The following is a 15,180-nucleotide window of genomic DNA, read 5'->3' as shown; positions in this document are numbered from 1 at the left end:
CCGGTGGTTTGGCAGTTGAGTGAGCAGCGAAAACGATTGTCGTCACCCATTAATAAGCATGGAGTTCAGATAAGAAAACGTAATCTGAGTTCCCTACACCTAGTTTAACAAGTGCTTGGGTTGGCAAGTCAGCGTTTTTAGCCGCACGCTGGCTTGTATATAAAATCAGGCAAACGTATGCTGCGCGCAAATACGAATCATTGGTCGCTTTGTATGGTTCGGCGACTAAAAATCAAGCAGTCAGCAGTGGGTATGTGCAGCAGATGTTGGATTTTATCAATTTAGTAGCGATGGGCTTAATGGGCATTCTGCCCTTGGCTAATCCACTAACTACGGTGGTGTTGTTTTTAGCTTTATCCAAGAAGATGAGCAAAGAAAAGATGCGCGAGCAGGCGTGGAAGGCCTCGCTGTACGTGTTTATCTTGATGATAGTGGCTTGGTATGCAGGGCAGGCGGTGATGAGTGTTTTCGGGATTTCGATTCCCGGTTTACGCATCGCTGGTGGTCTTATTGTCTGCTATATCGGCTTTAGCATGCTGTTTCCGCGCGAATCCAACTTAGATACCTCTGCCGAAAAGCTGGTAGATAATAGTCAGAACGTGGCGTTTGTACCGTTGGCGATGCCTAGCACTGCAGGGCCAGGTACCTTAGCGATGATTATTAGCGCAGCCTCTACGGTACACAATAATCAGGATTATAATCAGTGGGCGCTATGGTTAGCGCCCCCAGTGATTTTCTTAATCACATCGCTGATTTTATGGCAGTGCTTACGTGGTGCACCGCATATTATGAAGTGGATCGGCAAGGGCGGAATTGATGCGATTTCACGCATCATGGGTTTTTTATTAGTGTGTATGGCAGTGCAATTTGTGATTAATGGCGTGCTAGAAGTGATTAGCCAGCTTTAACGTACTGCTAATAAATCTAACAGTAAATCACGATGGATCTCACGAATCGTGCGGGCATCGCGTAGGGTGAGAGTTTCACCAAACATGAGTCTTTCTTGCACCTCTAGTAATAGGGGTGCCATGTTTAGGTGGAAGTAACGTGCCATTACGCTATTGCGAATCAAGCCTTTAGCAACACAGTCATCGATCACTTTTTGCTGCTCTTCTAAGTGCGGCACAATCACTTCATCGCGCCAGCGGCGGATCAGAGATACGGCGCGCGAGCCTTCAGCGAATAGCAGTTTAATCATTGCCATCACTTTAGGATCTTCTAAAGGCTCATAAATTTTACTGATAAAGTTATCAATCGCTTCGGTCAGCGGTAGTTCATCATTGAGTAGCCAGTTACTGGGCGGAGTCGATGGCTTCAGCAGCTGCATCAGCAGCTCTTCAAACATTTCATCTTTACTTTTGTAGTGCGCATACACGCCCGCTTTAGATAGACCGGCGCGAGTCGCAATTTTGGACATGGTCGCTGCCACATAGCCGTGCTCAGAAAACTCCACCAGTGCGGCGTCTAATAGATCCTTTTTACGCTGTTCGCTTGGAAGGTAATGACGAGGCTTAGGGTTTTCAGTATTAGCAGTCAACGAATAATGCTCCTCTTGTTAGAAATTAAAGCTTTGCAGCGTTTAGATTAAAAAACCATTAAAAGTTTAAAAAAAGACTGTTTGGTCATTTTATGAGTGTCGGTCTCAGCTTGTATATACGACTTAGCGGACGTATTATGCAATCGCAATACGAACAAGTGGTCGCTTTAAGGGAAGAGCAGAGAGGACAGTCTATTGAGTACTTCAGAGCAGTGGTCGGCAGATAAACTTGATCAACAAGCACATGCTATGTGGTCAAAAATATGGAATTCAGTATCTCCTGAGTCAGCATTAGTCGCATGGGTTGATTGGGTATCGCATTTAGCAGTGAGTCCGGGCAAGCAGGCCGAACTGATAAATTTAGCGCTAGAAATGACCCAAGAACTGCAAGCGAATTTAAAAAGTAGCAAAGATAGCACATATAACCAAACTGATAGCTCAGACCCCATCTCAGTTATAAAACCAGATCGACGTTTCAGCGATCAAGCTTGGCAGCAGTGGCCTTACAACGCCTTTATGCAGTCCTACTTGCTGCAAGAGCAATGGTGGCAACAGGCGACTCAAGATGTGTGGGGAGTAAAACCTCATCACGAAAAACTCTTAGCCTTTGGCGCTAAGCAGTTATTAGCCATGGGTGCACCGAACAATAATTTCTTTACCAACCCTGAAGTATTGCAGCGCACCGCTAAAGAAGGTGGCGCTAATTTGCAGCGTGGGTTTGCTAACTTTTTAGAAAATACCCGTCGTCAACTCGCTAAAGAACCCCCCGTGGGTACCGAAGATTTTGTGGTGGGTGAGCAGGTTGCGGTGACCGAAGGTCAGGTGATTCTGCGTAATGAGCTAATTGAGCTGATTCAATACACGCCAACCACAGAACACGTGCATCCCGAGCCGATTTTAGTGGTGCCGGCATGGATCATGAAGTACTACGTACTCGATCTATCACCACATAACTCGCTGGTTAAGTATTTGGTTGATCAAGGCTATACGGTGTTCTGTATTTCTTGGAAGAACCCTGATGCCGATGACCGCGATCTAGGCATGGATGAATACCTTAAACTTGGGTTTGGTGCAGCTTTGCAAGCAGTGCAAAATATTGTGCCCAAGCAAAAAGTGCATCTCACCGGCTATTGCATTGGCGGAACCCTGTTATCGATTGCCGTGGCGGCGATGATTCGGGATGGGCAAGGCGATGGTTTAGCCTCGCTGAGTTTATTTACCGCACAAACCGACTTTAGTGAACCGGGCGATTTATCGTTGTTTATCGATGAAAGTCAGGTGGCGTTGCTGGAAGCACAAATGGCGCAAGCAGGTTTCTTGCGCGGCGATCAAATGTCGGGTGCGTTCCAGATGCTGCGACCTTACGAGCTAGTCTGGGAGCCGATGGTCGATGAGTACCTGTTAGGTGAGCGTCGTCCGCTGAATGATTTGATGGCATGGAACGCTGATACCACGCGGATGCCAGCCAAAATGCACTCACAGTATTTGCGCCGTTTATTTTTAAATAATGACCTTAGCCAAGGGCGTTATCCGGTGCGTGGGCGTCCCATTAGCTTAGATTCAATTAAATTGCCGATTTTCAGCGTGGGTACTGTTACCGATCACGTTGCGCCTTGGCGATCAGTGTATAAGTTACATAACTTCTGCCCTGCAGAAATCACCTTCGTGCTCACCAATGGCGGACACAATGCCGGCATTGTTAACGCGCCCGGACACCCTCGTCGCAAATATCAAGTACGCATGCGTAAAGCGGGCGATCACACGCTGTCGCCGGATGAATGGGTGGCGGCTGCGCCTGAGCATCAAGGCTCTTGGTGGCCGGAGTGGCTGAGCTGGCTACAAGCGCGTTCTGGCAAGCAACAGCAGCGCCCGCCAGCGATGGGCAGTAAGGATTATGCAGTAGTGACGGCTGCGCCTGGGGACTATGTAAAAGTAAGGTAATAAATGAAGCGATTAACAGGAAAAAAAGGCTTAATTGTCGGTATTGCCAACAATAATAGTATTGCTTGGGCGTGTGCTAAAGCCTTGCATGCAGAAGGTGCAGAGCTGGCAGCAACTTGGCAGGTGGAGCGTTCACGCCCGTATGTTGAGCCGTTACTGCAACAGCTGCAAATGCCGATTCAGATGCCATTAGATGTAACCGACGAAGCACAGGTTGACGCATTGTTTGCAGCAATCAGCGAGCGTTGGGGCAAGTTGGATTTTCTAATTCATTCGATTGCCTTTGCCCCGCAACAAGACTTGCATGGTCGGGTAGTCGATTGTTCGCGTGAAGGATTCTTACAGGCGATGGATATCTCCTGTCATTCCTTGATTCGTTTAGCACAGCGCGCCGAACCGCTTATGACTCAAGGTGGCAGCATTATTACCATGAGTTATTTAGGTGGGCAGTCGGTGGTGCCTAGTTACGGCATGATGGGGCCGGTGAAAGCCGCGCTAGAGTGCACGGCACGCTATCTAGCCGCCGAGTTAGGTGCAAAAGGAATTCGGGTGAATACCATTTCCCCTGGCGTGATCCCAACCCGCGCCGCCTCTGGACTAGTGGACTTGCAAGGGTTGTTGGCGGATAGTCAGCAGCGTATGCCGATTCAGCGTCCGCTAATTATTGACGATGTAGGTCCACTATGTGCCTTTTTAGCCAGTGACGATGCGCGCGCTATAACCGGCACAGTGCAGTATGTGGACGGGGGATGCCATGTCTTTAGTTGAAACTAGCGGGATGCCAGTAGTTTGGCATAGATTCGCCAAGCGGGGCTTATCGGTTGCGATGAGCGGTTTATTGGCGGTGGTGATTAGTGGTTGTGCACCAAGCGTTGAAGTACGCAATAAAAGCTTTCCAGTCGCAGCGGACTGGTCTGAACAGGTTCGCCAAAATCAAAATGCTCCCCATGCCAGTCAACTTAGCTGGCGCAGCTATGTGGCTTATCCGCCACTGCAATCCTTAATTGAAACCGCCTTAGGCAATAACCGCGATCTACAGATGGCACTATTGCGGGTTGAAGAAGCGCAAGCAATTTACGGTATTCAGCGTTCTGAGTTATTCCCGACCCTTGGCGTTGGTGGACAAGCAGGGCGCGCACGCGTGCCGGGCGATATGAACCCGAGCGGGCGCTCGGCAGTGGGCGGCGATTACGGATTAAATGTTGGTTTAAGCAGCTGGGAACTAGACCTTTGGGGTCGCGTACGCAGCCTAAAAGAAGCGGCATTACAAGAGTATCTAGCGACTGAGCAAGCACGCCAAGCGGTACAGGTGGCGTTGGTGGCTGAGGTCGCGCATGCTTATTTGGGATTACGCGAACTAGATGAGCGTTTAGCGTTAGCCAAGCAAACCATTGCCAGCCGTGAAGAATCTTTCCGAATTTTTAGTCGCCGCCATCAGGTTGGAGCAACCTCGGCGTTCGATTTAGCACAGGTTGAAACCTTGCTCATTCAAGCGCGCACATTGGGCACTCAGCTTGAGCAAGCGCGCGCTCAACAAGCACACGCACTCACATTGCTAGTGGGTGCGCCGGTTAAATTACCGAGCATCCAAGATACTGAGCAAGCGTTACGCGATGATGCGGTCTTTGCTGAGTTAAGCGCCGGTTTACCCGCCGATTTACTGGTTACTCGCCCCGATATTATGGCTGCTGAGCATCAGTTAGTTGCCGCGCGCGCCAATATTACAGCCGCGCGTGCCGCGTTTTTGCCACGAATTGCTTTAACTGGTAATTGGGGCACGGCTAGCGCTGAGCTCGATGGCTTATTTGATGGTGGCAGCCGGGCTTGGTCCTTTATGCCGACCATTTCACTGCCGATTTTTGATGGTGAACGCCGTCAAGCAGGCTTAGATTTAGCGCAAGTGCGTAGCAATCTAGCGGTCGCCAATTACGAAAAGACCATTCAGGTAGCGTTTCGTGAGGTTGCCGATGCGTTATCTGCCCGCCAATGGTTAACCCAGCAAGTAGAGCAGCAACGAACCGCCTTAGAGGTGCAAACCCGCCGTGCCTATTTAGCACAATTACGTTATGACAGCGGAGCTGCAGCTTACTTAGAAGTATTAGATGCACAGCGTGATTTGCTAGCGGCACAGCAACAGTTAGTGCAGGTGCGACGCTTATTACTGGATAGTCAGATTGCACTGTATGCCGCACTAGGTGGTGGCAATAGTGATGCTGCCACCTCTTCTACCATTACCCCTTAAGGTTATTTTTGCTATGAAAAAGAATGTTGTTCTGCTTGGCGTTGTTGCGCTAGTAGCAGTATTAGCTTGGTACGGTTGGGAACAGTACACCAGCAATGATTTAGGCGAAGGTTTTGCCAGCGGTAACGGGCGTATTGAAGCCACAGAAATTGATATTGCCACTAAATTGCCGGGGCGCATCGAAACCATTCATGTGCAAGAGGGTGATCTAGTCACTGCCGGTCAGTCACTGGCAATTATGCAAATTGATACCTTACAAGCTCAGTTGGCGGAAGCAGAAGCAGCGCACAAAGAAGCATTACAGGGTGTCGCCGCTGCCGAAGCGCAAACCGCATTGCGTGAAAGTGATGTAGCCACCGCCCGCGCGGTTGTAGTGCAGCGTGAATCTGAGCTCGATGCAGCGCAAAGCCGTTTACGCCGCTCAGAAACCTTAAGTAAAGAAGGCGCTTCTTCGCAGCAAGAGTTAGACGATGACCGCGCGCGCGTACGTAACACCCAAGCCGCATTAGTGGCAGCTAAAGCGCAGGTGGTTTCCGGACAAGCAGCGGTAACGGCAGCTAAAGCCCAAGAAGTAGGTGCAGCGGCACGAGTAGAAGCGGCGTTAGCAACCATCAGCCGGATTAGCGTAGAAATTGATGATAGCGAACTGAAAGCGCCGCGCGATGGACGTGTGCAATTACGCGTAGCGCAACCGGGTGAAGTGTTACCGAGCGGTGGACGGGTATTGAATATCGTCGATTTATCGGATGTTTATATGACCTTCTTCTTGCCTGAAACCATTGTCGGCCGTGTGGCACTAGGCAGCGATGTGCGGATTATCTTAGATGCGGCACCGAATTTGGTGATTCCTGCCAAGGTGTCATTTGTTTCGAGCACCGCGCAATTTACGCCGAAAACCGTTGAAACTGCCAGCGAACGTCAGAAACTGATGTTTCGTGTTAAAGCGCAGATTGCCCCGAGCCTGCTAACTCGCCATCTTGAGCAAGTTAAAACCGGTTTGCCGGGTGAGGCGTGGGTCAAGGTAGATAAGCAACAGGATTGGCCAGCCTCCTTGACTGTTAACGTGCAGGAATAGGTCAATGTCCAGCAAGTTTTCTACAGCCGAGTCAGTAATCCGGATTGAAAATCTCAGCTTAAATTATGGCCAGACCCGCGCGTTACGGGAGATCAATTTAGATATTCCCGCAGGCTTGATGGTTGGGTTGATTGGTCCAGATGGGGTGGGTAAGTCGAGCTTATTATCGTTAATTTCTGGCGCGCGCGCGGTTCAGCAAGGGCGATTGGAAGTGCTCGGCGGTGATATATCCAGCAAACGTCACCGCGATCTGGTGTGTCCACGGATTGCCTATATGCCGCAAGGTTTAGGTAAAAACCTGTATCCCACGCTGTCAGTTGAAGAAAACTTGCAGTTCTTCGCCCGCTTATTTGGGCACAACGCCGCTGAGCGTCGTCGCCGTATTGATGATCTAACTCGCAGCACTGGCTTGCATCCGTTTTTATCGCGTCCTGCCGGTAAACTATCTGGCGGGATGAAGCAAAAACTCGGACTCTGCTGCGCGCTGATTCATGATCCAGATTTGCTGATTCTGGATGAGCCAACCACGGGCGTTGACCCGCTGGCGCGTTCGCAGTTTTGGGAGTTGATTGAACGGATTCGTGGCGAGCGCAACAATATGAGCGTGCTGGTAGCGACCGCTTATATGGATGAAGCACAAGGTTTTGATTGGTTGGTGGCGATGGATGACGGTGAAATATTAACCACCGATACCCCACAAGCACTGCTTGAGCAAACCGACAGCAGCTCGTTAGAAAGCGCCTTTATTCATCTTTTGCCTGAATCGAAAAAGCAAGGTTATCAGCCGGTGACGATTCCGCCGCTGGTGGTAAATGACGATGATATTGCGATTGAAGCCGAAGGCTTAACCATGCGTTTTGGTGACTTTGTCGCGGTCGATAATGTCTCGTTTCGGATTCGCCGTGGTGAAATTTTTGGCTTCCTTGGCTCCAACGGTTGCGGCAAATCCACCACCATGAAAATGCTGACTGGCTTATTGCCTGCTTCCGAAGGTAAAGCATGGTTATTTGGTGAAGAAATTGATCCCGATAACATTGATACCCGCCGCCGCGTTGGCTATATGTCGCAAGCGTTTTCGCTGTATAGCGAATTAACCGTTAAGCAAAACTTGGTTTTGCACGCTCAACTATTCCATGTGCCGGCTAATCAAATTGCCGCACGCGTGGCAGAAGTAGCGAAATCCTTTGGTTTAGAGCAGGTCATGGAAAGCCTGCCAAATAGCATTCCGCTAGGTATGCGTCAGCGTTTATCGTTAGCGGTGGCGATGGTGCATAAACCTGACTTGCTGATTTTGGATGAGCCAACTTCAGGCGTTGACCCCGTTGCTCGCGATAACTTCTGGCGGTTGCTGATTGAGTTATCCCGCCGCGACAAGGTAACCATCTTTATTTCTACGCACTTTATGAATGAAGCCGAGCGCTGCGATCGCATGTCGATGATGCACGCCGGTAAGGTGCTGGATAGTGATGTACCAGCACGCTTAGTGGAAAAACGTGGCGCTAAAGATTTAGAACAAGCCTTTATCGGCTATCTGCTGGAAGCCGGCGGCGGTACGCCTGACAGTGATCAGCCAGCGAGCACACCGGCAATCGAGGCAGCGACTGCCACCAATCAACGCCCGAAGCGTTTTAGTTTGCAGCGTTTGCTGAGTTACACGTGGCGCGAAGCACTGGAGCTACAACGTGACCCAGTCCGAGCCACCTTGGCCTTGGTTGGTTCGTTGATCTTGATGTTTGTCATGGGTTTTGGGATCAGTATGGACGTTGAAGACTTGCGTTATGCGGTGTTGGATCGTGATCAAACTACCTTTAGCCAAAACTATACCCTGAACTTATCGGGCTCCCGTTACTTTATAGAGCAGCCACCGATAACCGATTATGCCGACCTAGATCAGCGTATGCGCAGCGGCGAAATTATGCTGGCGATCGAGATTCCATCGGGTTTTGGGCGCGATATCTTGCGTGGTAAACAAGTAGAAATTGGGGCGTGGATTGATGGTGCCATGCCAACCCGTGCCGAAACCGTACAGGGTTACGTGCAAGGGATTCACCAGCAATGGCTGATGGACCAGATTGCGCAATCTGGGGTTAAACTGCCGAGTACCGCCCGCGTTGAAACCCGTTTTCGCTACAACCCAGATGTAAAGAGCTTGCCAGCGATGGTGCCAGCGGTGATTCCGCTGCTGCTATTAATGCTACCGGCGATGCTCACTGCCTTGGCGGTGGTACGCGAAAAAGAGCTAGGCTCAATCGTTAACCTGTACGTAACGCCGGTGACGCGCTTTGAGTTCTTGTTAGGTAAACAATTGCCGTATATCGGTTTAGCCATGCTCAACTTCTTATGTCTGAGTTTTCTGGCAGTCACCGTGTTTGGCGTCCCCATTAAAGGCAGCTTCTTTGCCTTATCGCTAGCGGTATTCATGTTCTGTGTGATCTCCACCGGAATGGGCTTATTGGCGTCGACGATTACTAACAGTCAAATTGCCGCCATGTTCTTTGCTATGGTCGGTACTCTGGTGCCTTCGATGCAGTTTGCCGGATTACTTAACCCGGTATCTTCGATGGAGGGCGTCGCGCGCTTTGTCGGTGAGATTTATCCAGCTACCCATATGTTCTTGATTAGTCGCGGTGTATTTAACAAGGCGCTGGCTCTGCAAGACGTTACGGGGTCGCTGTGGGCAATGATGTGGTCGATTCCAGTGATTATTGGACTGGCGATCTTCTTGCTGAAGAAACAGGAGCGGTAACATGGGCAATTTAAAGACAATTTTTCGCCTTGGACAAAAAGAGTTATGGAGTCTGGCGCGCGATCCGATGATGCTGCTGTTGATCGTTTATGTGTTTACTGCATCGGTTTACACTTCAGCAACAGCAGTGCCAGATACCTTAACCAATGCGCCAATTGCGATTGTCGATGAAGATCAATCCGCCTTATCAGCGCGAATTATTAGTGCGTTTTATCCGCCAAATTTTACCCAGCCACAGCTAATCAGCTTGCAAGAAGTTGATCCCAGCATGGATCGAGGTGACTTTACCTTTGTGATTAATATCCCGCCAAACTTTCAGCGAGATGTGCTAGCGGGGAAAAATCCTGAGCTACAGCTCAACGTTGATGCTACGCGCATGAGCCAAGCCTTTACAGGTAATGGTTATATTCAGCAGATTTTATCCAGCGAAGTTACCGAGTTTGTGCAGCGTTATCGTGGTGCAGCTGGGCTGCCGGTAGAGCTAGTGTTGCGAGCGCGTTTTAATCCGACTCTAGAAAAATCGTGGTTTGGTAGTTTGATGCAGATTATTGATCAGGTAGCGATGCTGTCGATTATCTTGACCGGTGCGGCGCTGATTCGTGAGCGCGAGCACGGCACCATTGAACACCTATTGGTGATGCCGGTTACACCGGGGCAAATCATGCTGTCTAAGGTTTGGTCAATGGGCTTGGTGGTGCTAGTTGCGGCTGCCTTGTCGCTAACTTTTGTGGTGCGCGGCTTGCTGAATGTACCGATTGAAGGGTCGGTTGGCTTGTTCTTGGTTGGCGCTGCTTTATGTTTATTTGCAATGACCTCGCTAGGTATTTATATGGCAACCTTGGCTCGCAGCATGCCGCAGTTTGGTCTATTACTGATGCTGACCATGATGCCACTGAATATGTTGTCTGGCGGTTCAACGCCACGGGAAAGTATGCCGGAACTAGTGCAGTACATTATGTTGTTAGCGCCGACGACGCACTTTGTTAGTCTCAGCCAAGCAATTTTATACCGTGGTGCTGGACTAAGTGTAGTGTGGCAGCCGTTTTTAGCATTAGCAGTGATAGGTAGTGTGTTATTTATGCTGTCTTTGGCACGCTTTAGAAAAACCATCAGTCAGATGGCGTAAAGGTGTTAAGCCTGTTAGTGAATTGCTAGCAGGCTTAATCAGTAATTTTAAACCGCTTTTGAATAAATAATTGTCAGTAGAAGGGGGGCTTGAAAAAAAGTTGCTGCAAGCTACTCCATTAAGCACTGATTTATTGTGACTAAAAGTAGTAAAAACTCAACTTTAGTGGATACAAGGAATTGCAGTGAAGCTATTTAAAATACTTTATACATCCACCGTGATTACTTGGGCGATTATTTTCGGTAGTACTTTATACAGCCTGTTTTTATATGAACGGGCGGTGCTTGTGCATGCGACTTTTAGCCTAGTGGTACTACTGATCTTGCTATATATTGTGCATCGCCAGTATGTGTTATATCGGGTGATGCCAGAGATCAAATCAAAAAGAGTTTTGTATCATGTATTACTCAGCGAGTTGGCATTTGGCGTGGTAGCACAGTTGGTCGGCTTGATCGCCATCTCTGCTATCTGGTCATACTTGATCTTAGAAGTGCAGCCGTTATTCGATTAAGCGCCGCGCTATTAACTAAGATTGCATCAGTACCGATTGCTGCCTTGGCTATCGGCCAATCCCACATTTGCATTTCTAATGGCATGAAGATTTATTAACCAATAAACCGTTGATTAATTAGTTGTGCAGGATTTCAGCCCACAATGCAGTAGGGTGCAACATTTTTATTTAGAAACACTCCAATTGTAGTCACCGCGCCTTTACCGATGCTAATTTAGGGCGAAATCTTAGATCTAAACTACCAGCCTGTGTATTTCTGATGGGCTGAAAGGTGGCTCCTAGAGGTTATGGGATTACAGAAAAGGTCGTTAATCAATCATGCCAATACCGTTGATTGCCGACTATAATGAAGCTGGCGCCTGAATAAGTTGAAAAAGCTTCCAAAATAACCAGTTGTTTAGCATCGTTACGATCAGTCACACATCAAAGGCGTATCTGTAGTAATAACCAGCTCTTCGTATTTAAGAATGTAAAAAAATCTAACCGACTGGACTGGAAAAGAAGATAGTAGATGTGACTGCCCCATAAAATAATACAGATTACTCGTAGAATTTCTTTTAAGCTGAACCAAATGAGTTTTACAGTGAGCAAATGAAAGACTGAGACTGTAATTAAATCTGTGTAACTGTTTATCATTGACCCCTAACGGGAAGGATAAACAGACGATGAACAAAAAAGACCTCGAAGCCTTTGCACGCGAAGCGGCAAAAGGTATTAAAACTGAAAAAGACCTGACAGACATGCGAGCCATGCTCACCAAAGTGATGGTTGAAGCAGCGCTTAGCGTTGAGCTTGATGAACATTTAGGCTATCGCAAGCACGAGCAGTCCAGCTCAGAAAACAGCCGCAACGGTGTCACGCGCAAAACCGTGCGCACTGAAGACGGCCAGTTTGAGCTGGATACGCCACGTGACCGACAAGGTGATTTTGAACCGCAGCTGGTGAAAAAGCACCAAACTCGCTTTACCTCGATGGATGATAAAATCCTTTTTCTCTATGCCCAAGGCATGACGACACGAGAAATTGTCGATACCTTCAAAGAAATGTACGGCGCAGATGTGTCTGCAAGCCTCATATCTAAAGTCACTGATGCCGTTATTGATCAGGTAGTTGAGTGGCAGTCACGGCCACTGGATGCGGTTTACCCCATCGTTTATCTGGACTGCATTGTGGTTAAAATCCGCCAAGATAAGCATGTTATCAACAAAGCCGTTTATCTTGCTCTAGGCGTGAATATGGAAGGCCAAAAAGAGCTATTAGGCTTATGGCTGTCTGAAAATGAAGGCGCTAAGTTCTGGCTTAATGTGCTCACTGAGCTTCAAAATCGGGGCGTAAAAGATATATTAATTGCCTGTGTTGACGGGCTAAAAGGCTTCCCTGATGCCATTAATGCGGTCTTCCCTGAGACTCAAATTCAGCTTTGTATCGTTCACATGGTACGCAACTCAGTCAAATATGTGCCCTGGAAGGACTACAAGGCCGTCACCGCCGAGTTAAAGCAAATATACCAATCAGTCACCGAAGAAGAAGCCTTGCTCGCCCTGAACCAATTTGCTGAGCACTGGGACGACAAGTACCCACAAATCAGCAAGTCATGGCGGACGCACTGGCATAACCTCAATACCCTGTTCAATTATCCTGCTGATATCAGAAAGGTGATTTACACCACCAACGCCATTGAATCGCTGAATAGCGTGATCCGCAAAGCCATCAAAAAACGTAAATTGTTCCCAACCGATGACTCGGCTAAGAAAGTCATCTATTTGGCAATCCAAAATGCGTCCAAGAAGTGGACCATGCCGATCAGAGATTGGAAACCGGCATTGAATCGATTTATGATTGAGTTTGAAGACCGCTTAAAAGATTATATTTAACCTTGGCAGTTACACAGAATCATTTACAGGGTCGAAAGACTGGAAGCTAAATTTTTGCAATTTTTAAAGAAGCTGAAGCTAGCATGCCGATCAAAGACCTCCGTCGTAAGTATGACATCGGTAATTCTGTTGTGAGTCCGTAGCCATCGTACATTTCTTTAATGAACATAGCTCTACATCTCTCGTGAATAAAAGGCTAGGGGAGAATTTAGTCTTTTGCTAGTAATTTTCAAATCATCAAAAGTAGTGAATGTTTTTCACAAGTTTTTCACTTTCTGGCCTTTTTATCAGTCACAATTTGTGACTTTCGCCTGTTTCTCAAGCTTTACAACTTCCTGATTTTCTGACTATGACTTGCTTAATAGCCAGTGGCATTAGAGTCTTTGTAACGAAGTTCGAAAACACAAAACGATAAAACCTGACTAACCTCAAGCCTTATATAAAAAAACGCATAGCCATAATGTCCATGGCTTGACATTCAATAATGTTTAACCAAAAGCAATAAGCACTGATAATTTTTTCAATGCTTGCTCGCTGGCATTTTACCCAAGCGTAATAGCTGCTGTGATGAACACGCATTATTATGCATAGCACGCGCACAGGATAACGGTGGCGACGAGGTTTTATGAACGCGTACAGTTCTTTGACTTGTGCTGCAAAGAGCAAGGAGGCCTCCTTTAAGATATTGAGCTCTTGCTCAACACGTTTCAGTTCGCGCTTTAAACGGACGATCTCCGTCCGTAAATCATTCTCTTCCAATCGCTTTTTAATCAGCTTGGAAAGATCTTAATCCAGTTGTACAGCGTCTTATTACTGATGCCTAAGCGCGTAGCAACGTCTACAATAGCATAACCATGGACGGTCACTTGGTTGACAGCTTTTTATTTAAACTCATTTGAATAACGATAATCTTTGCTCATATTTAACCCCTTATGGTTGTTCATCTTTTTACCATAAAAAGTATCGAGGTTAGTCAGACCTTATCATGCTCATCTTGCTGGACGAGAAGATAAGGCTAGCGATAGCCAACAACCACAATGCAATGGCCATCTTTCTATTGTTTAAGAAATCCACCGAGCCTCCTCAAGGTATTTAACGCTAAGCAGTAAGCGCATCCTTGCTTGAGCACCTTGGCCTTGTTAAGCGTCATTGCTCGGAAGGTGCAAGATTTCACCTATGAGCAGATACGTGTTTAAAAATAAGGCTCTTGCTTCCTCTACAGTAACCTCATTGTGGACGCCAGTAGATACTCGGTCATAAAGGTTGGCCAAATTTTGGCGAAATCTCTTTTTCCTTGTATTACTGTCGATCCGTTGGTGAATATAGGCATTAATCCTGTTTTGGTGGCGATTAGCTGCCAATGACAGTTGATTACCGCCAATTTCAATAGCTTCTTCTGATGGAGGAAAAATACTATCTGCGAAAGATTCTATAACTCTGCGACAAGTTGTAAGTGATTGACTTATTGCCTCTTGATCGCCTTCTGATAGACGGCTCATTACAGATGGAATTTGCTCAAGAACGTCCCCACACGATTCTGCGATTAGGCTATCCACGTCGCTTTTATATCTTTCGAAGATAGATTCAGACAAGCTGTCAAACTGCTTTTCGTAATATATTTCACTAACAAATGTGTGTAGTTGCGCCAACACTCTGGTTCTAATTCCGCTCAACCTAGAAATGTTATTGCTTGCCTGAGTCATTGCGTTAATTACACTGGCAATTGCTACACTGGCCCATTCACCACTTGAGTCGGGAGTGCGAAGTGCAGCGAGTTTTGCTTTCTCAGCTTCTATTGCGGCTTCTTGTTGAGCAAGTGGCCCCCAGTACCCTGTTTGTTTTTCTTTATTTAACCAACGACCGGTGATTCCCATATACTTTATGGATATTTCATTCGAGCCGTTATAGCCTCCCATTTCGAGCTTCAGCCAATAGCGGACTTCTTCAGAGCCAACCCATCTAGCTAATCTTGATGCTTTCAAAATTAAGCTCTCAGCACTTGTGCGACTTAGCTCAATGTCATCCAAAAGCTCTTTAGCCAATTCAAGAATATGTTCTGATCTACTCTGGTCTATCACGATCTCTCCTTTTGATGCTTTACCACGTCCGCGTGCTTTGACTTGTTAGA

Annotated in this window: 12 protein-coding genes and 1 pseudogene; 9 read left to right on the top strand and 4 right to left on the bottom strand. The window is 47.5% G+C overall.

Translation table 11 applies throughout. The features are described 5' to 3' along the window. Window positions 1-263: 263 nt before the first annotated feature. Window positions 264-908 (top strand): MarC family NAAT transporter, encoded by a 645-nt coding sequence (locus AC2T15_RS06620; protein ID WP_486777823.1) that lies wholly within the window; start codon window positions 264-266, stop codon window positions 906-908. Here the strand turns inward: AC2T15_RS06620 and AC2T15_RS06615 are convergent. Beyond that, window positions 905-1,537, bottom strand: coding sequence for a TetR/AcrR family transcriptional regulator (locus tag AC2T15_RS06615; protein WP_486777822.1), 633 nt, complete (start codon window positions 1,535-1,537; stop codon window positions 905-907). The genes AC2T15_RS06620 and AC2T15_RS06615 overlap by 4 nt on opposite strands. A 195-nt stretch (window positions 1,538-1,732) precedes the next feature. On the opposite strand from AC2T15_RS06615, the gene AC2T15_RS06610 reads away from it, so the two are divergent. The 8 genes from AC2T15_RS06610 to AC2T15_RS06575 all read left to right on the top strand — a co-directional run bounded on the left by AC2T15_RS06610 (window position 1,733) and on the right by AC2T15_RS06575 (window position 13,052). After that, window positions 1,733-3,478 carry a PHA/PHB synthase family protein gene (locus AC2T15_RS06610; protein WP_486777821.1) on the top strand — a complete coding sequence of 582 codons (1,746 nt, stop codon included), beginning with the start codon at window positions 1,733-1,735 and terminating at the stop codon, window positions 3,476-3,478. Window positions 3,479-3,481: 3 nt separating this feature from the next. Continuing rightward, window positions 3,482-4,246, top strand: coding sequence for an enoyl-ACP reductase FabI (gene fabI, locus AC2T15_RS06605; protein WP_053105652.1), 765 nt, complete (start codon window positions 3,482-3,484; stop codon window positions 4,244-4,246). Next, the gene (locus AC2T15_RS06600; protein WP_486777820.1) at window positions 4,233-5,720 is read left to right on the top strand and encodes an efflux transporter outer membrane subunit; all 1,488 of its coding nucleotides are present in this window, start codon (window positions 4,233-4,235) and stop codon (window positions 5,718-5,720) included. Before fabI ends, AC2T15_RS06600 begins: the two co-directional genes overlap by 14 nt. A 13-nt stretch (window positions 5,721-5,733) precedes the next feature. Continuing rightward, window positions 5,734-6,795, top strand: a complete 1,062-nt coding sequence (locus tag AC2T15_RS06595) for an HlyD family secretion protein (RefSeq protein WP_486777819.1) — start codon at window positions 5,734-5,736, stop codon at window positions 6,793-6,795. Window positions 6,796-6,799: 4 nt separating this feature from the next. Next, window positions 6,800-9,541, top strand: a complete 2,742-nt coding sequence (rbbA, locus tag AC2T15_RS06590; RefSeq protein ID WP_486777818.1) for a ribosome-associated ATPase/putative transporter RbbA — start codon at window positions 6,800-6,802, stop codon at window positions 9,539-9,541. Between the two features lies 1 nt (window position 9,542). Next, window positions 9,543-10,667: an ABC transporter permease gene (locus tag AC2T15_RS06585; protein WP_486777817.1), complete on the top strand. Its 1,125-nt coding sequence runs from the start codon at window positions 9,543-9,545 to the stop codon at window positions 10,665-10,667. A 184-nt stretch (window positions 10,668-10,851) separates the two neighbouring features. After that, window positions 10,852-11,178, top strand: a complete 327-nt coding sequence (locus AC2T15_RS06580) for a hypothetical protein (RefSeq protein ID WP_286594490.1) — start codon at window positions 10,852-10,854, stop codon at window positions 11,176-11,178. Between the two features lie 665 nt (window positions 11,179-11,843). Then, window positions 11,844-13,052 carry an IS256 family transposase gene (locus AC2T15_RS06575; protein WP_486777816.1) on the top strand — a complete coding sequence of 403 codons (1,209 nt, stop codon included), beginning with the start codon at window positions 11,844-11,846 and terminating at the stop codon, window positions 13,050-13,052. A 435-nt stretch (window positions 13,053-13,487) separates the two neighbouring features. On the opposite strand, the gene AC2T15_RS06570 is transcribed toward AC2T15_RS06575, so the two are convergent. The 3 genes and pseudogenes from AC2T15_RS06570 to AC2T15_RS06560 all read right to left on the bottom strand — a co-directional run bounded on the left by AC2T15_RS06570 (window position 13,488) and on the right by AC2T15_RS06560 (window position 15,130). Then, entirely contained in the window at window positions 13,488-13,811 is a 324-nt protein-coding gene (locus AC2T15_RS06570; RefSeq protein WP_486777815.1) for a hypothetical protein, read from the bottom strand. Between the two features lie 11 nt (window positions 13,812-13,822). Continuing rightward, window positions 13,823-13,921 (bottom strand): annotated as a pseudogene (locus AC2T15_RS06565) (transposase); the annotation flags it as partial. Between the two features lie 270 nt (window positions 13,922-14,191). Further along, on the bottom strand, window positions 14,192-15,130 hold the full coding sequence (locus tag AC2T15_RS06560) for an AbiTii domain-containing protein (RefSeq protein WP_486777814.1): 939 nt from the start codon (window positions 15,128-15,130) through the stop codon (window positions 14,192-14,194). Between the last annotated feature and the right edge of the window lie 50 nt (window positions 15,131-15,180).

The organism is Thiopseudomonas sp. SA1F2-1K (assembly GCF_057443035.1).
This window is presented reverse-complemented; position numbering and strand designations above follow the sequence as displayed.